The organism is Thiohalophilus sp. (assembly GCF_031581315.1).
Taxonomy (GTDB): domain Bacteria; phylum Pseudomonadota; class Gammaproteobacteria; order UBA6429; family Thiohalophilaceae; genus Thiohalophilus.
Genome location: NZ_JAVLAZ010000010.1, coordinates 4,238 through 11,655 on the forward strand (window position 1 = coordinate 4,238; position 7,418 = coordinate 11,655).

General features: G+C 57.2%; 9 protein-coding genes. 8 read left to right on the forward strand and 1 reads right to left on the reverse strand.

Annotated features, from left to right (window positions below; translation table 11 throughout):
* Nucleotides 1-12: 12 nt before the first annotated feature.
* Entirely contained in the window at nucleotides 13-384 is a 372-nt protein-coding gene (locus RI563_RS02415) for a hypothetical protein (protein WP_310692750.1), read from the forward strand.
* A 47-nt stretch (nucleotides 385-431) separates the two neighbouring features.
* Here RI563_RS02415 and RI563_RS02420 read toward each other — a convergent pair whose 3' ends face one another.
* Nucleotides 432-1,598: a S1C family serine protease gene (locus RI563_RS02420; protein ID WP_317622845.1), complete on the reverse strand. Its 1,167-nt coding sequence runs from the start codon at nucleotides 1,596-1,598 to the stop codon at nucleotides 432-434.
* Nucleotides 1,599-1,660: 62 nt separating this feature from the next.
* Here RI563_RS02420 and RI563_RS02425 point away from each other — a divergent pair, with 62 nt between their 5' ends.
* The 7 genes from RI563_RS02425 (at nucleotide 1,661) to RI563_RS02455 (ending at nucleotide 7,331) form a co-directional block, all read left to right on the forward strand.
* Nucleotides 1,661-2,419: a Nif3-like dinuclear metal center hexameric protein gene (locus RI563_RS02425; protein WP_310692751.1), complete on the forward strand. Its 759-nt coding sequence runs from the start codon at nucleotides 1,661-1,663 to the stop codon at nucleotides 2,417-2,419.
* A 222-nt stretch (nucleotides 2,420-2,641) separates the two neighbouring features.
* Nucleotides 2,642-3,244: a ubiquinol-cytochrome c reductase iron-sulfur subunit gene (gene petA, locus RI563_RS02430; protein WP_310692752.1), complete on the forward strand. Its 603-nt coding sequence runs from the start codon at nucleotides 2,642-2,644 to the stop codon at nucleotides 3,242-3,244.
* Nucleotides 3,244-4,479 carry a cytochrome bc complex cytochrome b subunit gene (locus RI563_RS02435; RefSeq protein ID WP_310692753.1) on the forward strand — a complete coding sequence of 412 codons (1,236 nt, stop codon included), beginning with the start codon at nucleotides 3,244-3,246 and terminating at the stop codon, nucleotides 4,477-4,479. Before petA ends, RI563_RS02435 begins: the two co-directional genes overlap by 1 nt.
* Nucleotides 4,479-5,246, forward strand: coding sequence for a cytochrome c1 (locus RI563_RS02440; RefSeq protein WP_317622848.1), 768 nt, complete (start codon nucleotides 4,479-4,481; stop codon nucleotides 5,244-5,246). Before RI563_RS02435 ends, RI563_RS02440 begins: the two co-directional genes overlap by 1 nt.
* A 215-nt stretch (nucleotides 5,247-5,461) precedes the next feature.
* Nucleotides 5,462-6,088, forward strand: a complete 627-nt coding sequence (locus RI563_RS02445) for a glutathione S-transferase N-terminal domain-containing protein (RefSeq protein ID WP_310692755.1) — start codon at nucleotides 5,462-5,464, stop codon at nucleotides 6,086-6,088.
* A 23-nt stretch (nucleotides 6,089-6,111) separates the two neighbouring features.
* Complete coding sequence (locus tag RI563_RS02450; protein WP_310692789.1) at nucleotides 6,112-6,495, forward strand: ClpXP protease specificity-enhancing factor; 384 nt, start codon at nucleotides 6,112-6,114, stop codon at nucleotides 6,493-6,495.
* 341 nt (nucleotides 6,496-6,836) lie between these two features.
* Entirely contained in the window at nucleotides 6,837-7,331 is a 495-nt protein-coding gene (locus tag RI563_RS02455) for an O-acetyl-ADP-ribose deacetylase (protein ID WP_310692756.1), read from the forward strand.
* The last annotated feature ends 87 nt before the right edge of the window (nucleotides 7,332-7,418 follow it).

The window sequence follows — 7,418 nt, forward strand, 5'->3', positions numbered from 1 at the left end:
ACAGGGGGCTGTATGACGAACACCCGTTTAAAATTTGTTGAATATGGCATGATCGTCATTGGCGTGTTACTGGCATTTATCGCGTCATTTGAACCGCAACTGGCACTGGGCTATCACCTGCACGCCGGGATTCTGGCGGCCGGGCTATTGCCCTATTTTGTCTATTCCCTTGCTGTGACACTGAAAAGCGGCCCTCTGGTAACCCTGCACGGGATAGTCCTGTTGATTATTCATGCCTGGATGATCGATGCCGTGCGATTCGTGGCACAGCCCGACTACAGTGTCAGCTTGCTGATATACGGACCGCTGGTGCTGAGCCTGGTCCTGATTCCGCTGGTGGTACTGGCACTTCGCCAGCCCTGGGGACTGCAGAAGTCCGGCTGAGCTCAACGGTAAGCCCCGGCGGCCCGCCATGGCTGACATGGCGGGTGTTATTGCTCCTGTTTCGGGCGCTGGGTGACCCGGGCCGTTTTCTTCATCGACTTGCCCTGCCGGATAATGTTGATGGTGATCCTGTCGCCGGGGCGGTGGTTGCTGATGATATCCAGGGCATTGGCGACATCGGTCACCGCCTTGTCGTTGATCTGCGTGATGACATCGCCGGGTTGCAGACCGGCGTCGTCGGCCGGGCCCTGATTGAGAATACTGGTGATGATGACACCTTTTTGATCTTCATCAAGGTCCAGCGATTCAGCGAGATTATCATTAATGTTCTGAATGGCGACGCCAAGCCAGCCGCGTTTGACCTCGCCATGTTCGATAATTTGTTGCATGACATCCCGTGCCAGGCTGGTGGGGATGGCGAAGCCGATGCCCTGCGAGCCACCGCTGCGCGAGAAGATGGCGGTGTTGATACCAATCAGCTCGCCATGGGCGGTAATCAGAGCACCGCCGGAGTTGCCGGGGTTGATGGCGGCATCGGTCTGGATGAAATTTTCGAAGGTGCTGATGCCGAGCATATTGCGGCCGGTGGCACTGACAATGCCGGAGGTGACGGTCTGGCCGACGCCGAAAGGGTTGCCAATGGCCAGAACGACATCACCGACCCGAAGCTGGTCTGAGCGCCCCAGGGTGATGACCGGTAATGCGTCCAGCTCGACCTTGAGCACGGCCAGATCGGTGTCGGGGTCGGTGCCGACCACGGTGGCATTGGCACTGCGTTGATCGGGCAGGGCGATCCGGATCTCTTCGGCGCCGCTGATGACGTGATTATTGGTGAGGATGTAGCCCTGTTCGCTGATGATCACGCCCGAACCGAGGTTGGTCTCTTCGCGTTCGCGCGGAGGGCCGAAGTTGTCGCCGAAAAAGTGGCGAAAAATGGGATCGTCCAGTAATGGATGGGCCTCGCGGGTGACAACCTTTTTGGAGTGGATGTTGACCACGGCCGGCGCGGCGGCTTCCACTGCATCGGCATAGGAGACAGGGCCTTCGCCGCGGCCGGATGATTCACGCGGCGGGGCCTCGCGCAGCTCGACCACCGGCTTGTCGCCGAAAGGCAAGGGGCTGTCAGACAATAAATAAAGGACGACAAACGCCACAGCCAGGCCGAGAACGGCAAACTGGATAATGAATTTAAGCGTACGGGTCAGGCGCATCATGATCAGGAATTGGTTACACTGTGTGAGTTCACCGGATAATAACTGATGGAGACGGGTTTCGCATGGTGCAGCTGAGTGATTTGGTACGGTATCTGGACGATTTGCTGGAAGTGGAGCGCTTCACCGATTACTGTCCCAATGGGTTGCAGGTGGAAGGTAGCGTGACGATCAACCGGCTGGTGTGTGGCGTGACCGCCTCCCAGGCGTTGATTGAGGCGGCGGTCGAGGCGGGGGCCGATGCCCTGCTGGTGCATCACGGTTATTTCTGGAAGGGCGAGGCGGCGCCGATCGTCGGGATCAAAAAACGGCGAATCGCCCGCCTGCTGGAGAATAAGATCAGCCTGCTGGCCTATCACCTGCCGCTGGACGCACATCCGGTTTATGGCAACAACGTGCAGCTGGCGAAGGTGCTGGGGCTGAAGGTGGCTGGTAGCTTCGGGCCGCCGGGGAACCCGGCCATTGGCCTGTATGGCGGCCTGCCCGAGCCGCTGTCGGGGGAGGCACTGGCCGGGCAGATCGCCGAGCGGCTGGGACGCGCCCCGCTGCATGTGGGCGAGGCCCCGGCGCCGGTGAGTAAACTGGCCTGGTGTACTGGCGGGGCCCAGGGGCTGATCGAGGAGGCGATCCGCCTGGGAGTGGACGCCTATCTGACCGGTGAGGTTTCCGAACAGACGGTACACCTGGCGCGGGAAAATGGGATTCATTTTTACGCGGCCGGTCACCACGCCACGGAGCGTTACGGGGCACGGGCTCTGGGCGAGCATGTGGCAGAACATTTTGGTATCGAGCAGCAATTTATCGATATCGACAATCCGGCCTGAGGCCGGTGAAAACAGTAACTTGTTGAACTACCGGGTGAACTACGTGGTTTTCTTGACCCCGGTGGCTCGATACGCGAAACTATGCGCGCCTGAAATCTCGGATGTTTACCACATTCTGAAATTCTTATTATTTGGGCACAGCGATTTCACTAGCGCATTTTTTGATGACAGCCGGTTGTCGGCCGTGATCGTTCATATCTGAGTCGGGGAGATAGTTTTCAAATGAGTACCGATGGCATTGATACCAGCCGACGCCGGTTTCTGCTTGCCTCCACCAGTGTGGTGGGCGCAGTAGGCGTAGTCGGCATAGCGATTCCGTTTATCCAGTCCATGAATCCCAGCGCCCGGGCCCAGGCGGCCGGCGCGCCGGTGGAAGTGGATGTCAGCAAACTGGCGCCGGGCGAGCGGGTTACCGTGGAATGGCGAGGCAAGCCGATCTGGGTGGTGCGGCGTACCGAGCAAAACATGGAAGATTTGCCCACGTTGAACGACAGGCTCGCGGATCCCCAGTCCCAGGCGCCGCAACAACCGGCCTATGCGCAGAATGAATTCCGTGCCCGCGAAGATAATCCTGAAATTGCCGTGTTGATCGGAATCTGTACTCACCTGGGGTGTTCCCCGACCTACCGCCCCGAGCTGGGCGCCAAGGATCTGGGTGGCAAGGAGTGGAAAGGCGGCTTCTTCTGCCCCTGCCACGGTTCCAAGTTTGATCTGGCCGGCCGTGTCTACTCCGGCGTGCCGGCACCGACCAACCTGGTCATCCCGCCGTTCAAATTCCTGAGCGATTCTGTGGTTCTGGTTGGCGAAGACGGAGGGGCAGCATAATGACCAAAACACAATCCCTGATGAACTGGATCGATGCCCGCTTCCCGCTGAGCAAGATGTGGAAGGAGCATCTGTCCGAATATTACGCGCCGAAAAACTTCAACTTCTGGTACTTTTTCGGTTCGCTCGCCTTGCTGGTGCTGGTTATCCAGATCGTCACCGGTATCTTCCTGACCATGCATTACAAGCCCGATGCCGGGCTGGCGTTTGCCTCGGTCGAGTACATCATGCGGGATGTGAACTGGGGCTGGTTGATCCGTTATATGCACTCCACCGGCGCTTCGGCGTTCTTTATCGTGGTGTATCTGCATATGTATCGCGGCCTGATGTACGGTTCCTACAAGAATCCGCGTGAGTTGATCTGGATCTTCGGCGTGCTGATTTATCTGGCGCTGATGGCGGAAGCGTTCTTTGGCTACCTGCTGCCCTGGGGCCAGATGTCCTACTGGGGCGCGCAGGTTATCGTTAACCTGTTCTCCGCCGTGCCGTTCGTCGGTGAGGAGCTGTCGGTCTGGATTCGCGGTGACTATGTTATCGGCGATGCCACCCTGAACCGCTTCTTTGCCTTCCACGTGATTGCCCTGCCGCTGGTGCTGATTGCCCTGGTTGTGGCACACATTCTGGCCCTGCACGAAGTCGGTTCCAATAATCCCGACGGTGTTGAAATCAAGAAGAACAAGGACGCCAACGGCAAGCCGGTCGACGGCATTCCGTTCCACCCTTATTACACGGTCAAGGATATTGCCGGTGTGGTGGTGTTCCTCATTTTCTTCTTTGCCGTGGCCTTTTTTGCCCCGGAAATGGGCGGCTACTTTATCGAGCACGCTAACTTCGTGCCGGCCGATCCGCTCAAGACGCCGGAACACATTGCCCCGGTCTGGTATTTCACGCCGTTCTACGCCATGTTGCGGGCGATCCCGCCGATGTTCGGCTCGCAGTTCCCCGGCGTCGTGGTCATGGGTGCGGCGATCGTAGTGATGTTCTTCCTGCCCTGGCTGGATCGCAGCCCGGTCAAATCAGTACGTTACCGTGGTCCGTTGTTCAAGATTGCCCTGGCCATTCTTGTCATCAGTTTTGTCATTCTGGGTTATCTGGGCGTACAGCCTTCTACACCGGTCAAAACGCTGCTGGCGCAGATCTTCACCGCGCTGTACTTTGCGTTTTTCCTGCTGATGCCCTGGTACACCAAAATTGACAAAACCAAACCGGTTCCGGAAAGGGTGACTGACAAATGATGAAAAAACTGACTGCATTTTTGTTGATGATGGCACCGGTTGTGTCTATGGCCGCCGGCGGGGGCGTCAAGCTGCTGGATGCGGATGTTGACCTGAATAACAAGGCCTCCCTGCAACGGGGCGCCCAGTTGTACGTCAATTACTGCATGGGCTGTCACTCCCTCTCTTACATGCGTTACAACCGTATGGGCAAGGACCTCGGTCTGAGCGATGAGCAGGTGGTGCAGAATCTGATGCCCGTGGCCGATTTTTCCAAGCAGCCGCAGGGAGAAACCCCAAAAAGCGGTTCGCTGATGAAAAATGCCATGCCCGGTGAAGCGGCCGAGGGCTGGTTCGGGACCAAGGTGCCGGATCTGTCCGTCGTGGCCCGCTCCCGGGGGCCCGACTGGCTCTACACCTATCTGAAGACCTTCTATGTGGATGAGTCCCGGCCGATGGGCGTCAACAACCAGGCATTTCCGCTGGTTGGCATGCCCCATGTGCTGTGGGAGCTGGAAGGCCTGAAAAAGCCGGTCTACGAGACGCATGAAAATGCGGACGGCGAAGAGGTCAAGGAACTGGTCGATTACGAATTCGTCAAGGAAGGCTCCATGAGCCCGGCCGAATATGACGATGCCATGCGTGATCTGGTCAATTTCCTGGTCTATGTGGGTGAGCCGGCCAAGCTGGATCGCTACAAGATCGGTGTCTGGGTTATCCTGTTCCTGGTTATCCTGTTCTTCTTCGCCTATGCGCTGAAGAAAGAATACTGGCGGGATGTCCACTAAAACGGTGCTGTGACGGGGCCCTGCGTCCTGAAACAGCGGAGCCGGTCCGGCGTGATGTCGGGCCGGATCACGCCGAATCAGGCACTTGCGTACGAGAAGGTATGAATTTTCCCGCGTAAAGCGCCAAACTACGGGACAAGTTCGGTATAATAAACAGGGGGAGCCACCGGTTCCCCCTGTTTTATTTCTGAACACAGCACTGGGATGAGTAAGTTATGGCGCAAATGGCCAATCGACGTTTGGCAATGACCCTGTTTTCGGGTAATACCTGCCCCTACTGCCACATGGTACGTATCGTACTGGCGGAGAAGGGCATCAACTACGACATACACAACGTCGACCTTGGCGACACGCCGGAAGACCTCAAGGATCTCAATCCCTACAACGACGTTCCCACCCTGGTGGATCGGGATCTGGTGCTGTTCCAGCACCAGGTGATCATGGAGTACCTGGACGAGCGGTTTCCTCATCCGCCACTGATGCCGGTCGACCCGGTCTCGCGGGCGCGCAACCGCATGATGCTGCATCGCATCGAACGTGACTGGTACCGTCTGGCCCATCAGTTGGGCAATCCGAGCACCGCCAGCGACAAGGTCCGCAAGGAGCTGCGCGACAGTCTGATGTCGGTTTCACCGATTTTCGATCAGAAGCCGTTTTTCCTGGGAGAAGAATTCTCCCTGATCGACTGCACTGTTATTCCCCTGTTGTGGCGCCTGCCCTCCTACGGAATAGAGCTGCCGTCCGCGGCCAAACCAGTGATTGATTATGCCGAGCGCATGTTTGAACGGGAGTCCTTCAAACAGAGTCTCACCGAGGGTGAGAAGGAAATGAAAGACGAATAAACCCGAAAGGTATTGCCATGTCCATGACGCCCAGCCAGCCGTATCTGCTTCGTGCTATTTATGACTGGATCGTCGATAACCAGATGACCCCCTACGTTCTGGTCAACGCCGAAAACGATTACGCCTACATACCACGCGATTATGTCGAAAACGGCAAAATCGTCCTCAATGTCAGCCCGGTCGCCGTCAACGGCCTGGAACTGGGCAACGACTACGTGGCCTTCAGTGCCCGCTTTGCCGGCAAACCGATGGATGTCAGTTTCCCGATTACCGCTGTCCTGGCGATCTACGCCAAGGAAAACGGGCAGGGAATGGTGTTTAACGAACCCGACGATACGCCGCCCCCGGATGATACGCCGGACGACGACAGCAAATCCGGCAAGCCCAATCTCAAGCTGGTCAAATAAGCGACAAGGGCCTGACGTCTGCTAAAAAACGCCAATGAACGCAAACCAGAAAAATGCCATTTGCGTTGATTGGCGTTCATTTGCGGACTATTTTTCTCGCATGAGTGGTGTAGGTCACGCTGGCGATAGCCTGCGTGACACCTCCTTATGGGGACAGGCTCGTGTTGTATGTATACTCTCGCAGAGGCGCGAAGCCGCTGAGAATAAAACGTGATACTTTCTTTGCACCCAAACATCGGGCATAAACGTCATGGCGCCTTTGCGAGAGACAACCTGGGCACCAGGCGCAGGCCATAACGGCTTCGAATATTGTACCGATAGCACGTTTGCGGGAGGTATTTATGATTGAGGTGGTTCAGGGCGATATCACCACCCTGGAGGTGGATGCCATCGTCAATGCGGCCAATAATACCCTGCTGGGGGGCGGCGGGGTGGATGGCGCGATTCACCGCGCTGCCGGTCCCGAACTGCTCGAAGCCTGCCGGCCATTAAATGGCTGCGACACCGGCGATGCCAAAATTACCCCCGGTTTCAATTTGCCTGCACGATACGTGATTCATACCGTCGGCCCGATCTGGCACGGCGGGGAGCAGGGCGAACCGGCCCTGCTGGAAAGCTGTTACCGGCGTTCCTTCGAGGAGGCGCTGGCGCAGGGGGATATCCGCTCTATTGCTTTTCCCGGTATCAGTACCGGGGTCTACGGCTATCCCAAGGACCAGGCCGTGGCGATCGCTGTGCGGGTGATGCGTGAATACGAGCCCAGGTTTGAGCGAATCGTGGCCTGCGCCTTCAGCCAGGAGGATGCGCAGCGTTACCGGCAGGTGTTGGAAAAATAATTTTGAATGTTGAATTGGGAATGGAATCCGGCTCTTAAGTTTAAAACTCAACATTCAACATTCAAAATTATACCTTCGTGTCCTCTG

Excerpts from the sequence above, each read along its gene's own strand:
- RI563_RS02415 (WP_310692750.1), top strand. The coding sequence starts at position 13 with ATGACGAACACCCGTTTAAAATTTGTTGAATATGGCATGATCGTCATT.
- RI563_RS02420 (WP_317622845.1), bottom strand. The coding sequence starts at position 1,598 with ATGATGCGCCTGACCCGTACGCTTAAATTCATTATCCAGTTTGCCGTT.
- RI563_RS02425 (WP_310692751.1), top strand. The coding sequence starts at position 1,661 with ATGGTGCAGCTGAGTGATTTGGTACGGTATCTGGACGATTTGCTGGAA.
- petA (WP_310692752.1), top strand. The coding sequence starts at position 2,642 with ATGAGTACCGATGGCATTGATACCAGCCGACGCCGGTTTCTGCTTGCC.
- RI563_RS02435 (WP_310692753.1), top strand. The coding sequence starts at position 3,244 with ATGACCAAAACACAATCCCTGATGAACTGGATCGATGCCCGCTTCCCG.
- RI563_RS02440 (WP_317622848.1), top strand. The coding sequence starts at position 4,479 with ATGAAAAAACTGACTGCATTTTTGTTGATGATGGCACCGGTTGTGTCT.
- RI563_RS02445 (WP_310692755.1), top strand. The coding sequence starts at position 5,462 with ATGGCGCAAATGGCCAATCGACGTTTGGCAATGACCCTGTTTTCGGGT.
- RI563_RS02450 (WP_310692789.1), top strand. The coding sequence starts at position 6,112 with ATGACGCCCAGCCAGCCGTATCTGCTTCGTGCTATTTATGACTGGATC.
- RI563_RS02455 (WP_310692756.1), top strand. The coding sequence starts at position 6,837 with ATGATTGAGGTGGTTCAGGGCGATATCACCACCCTGGAGGTGGATGCC.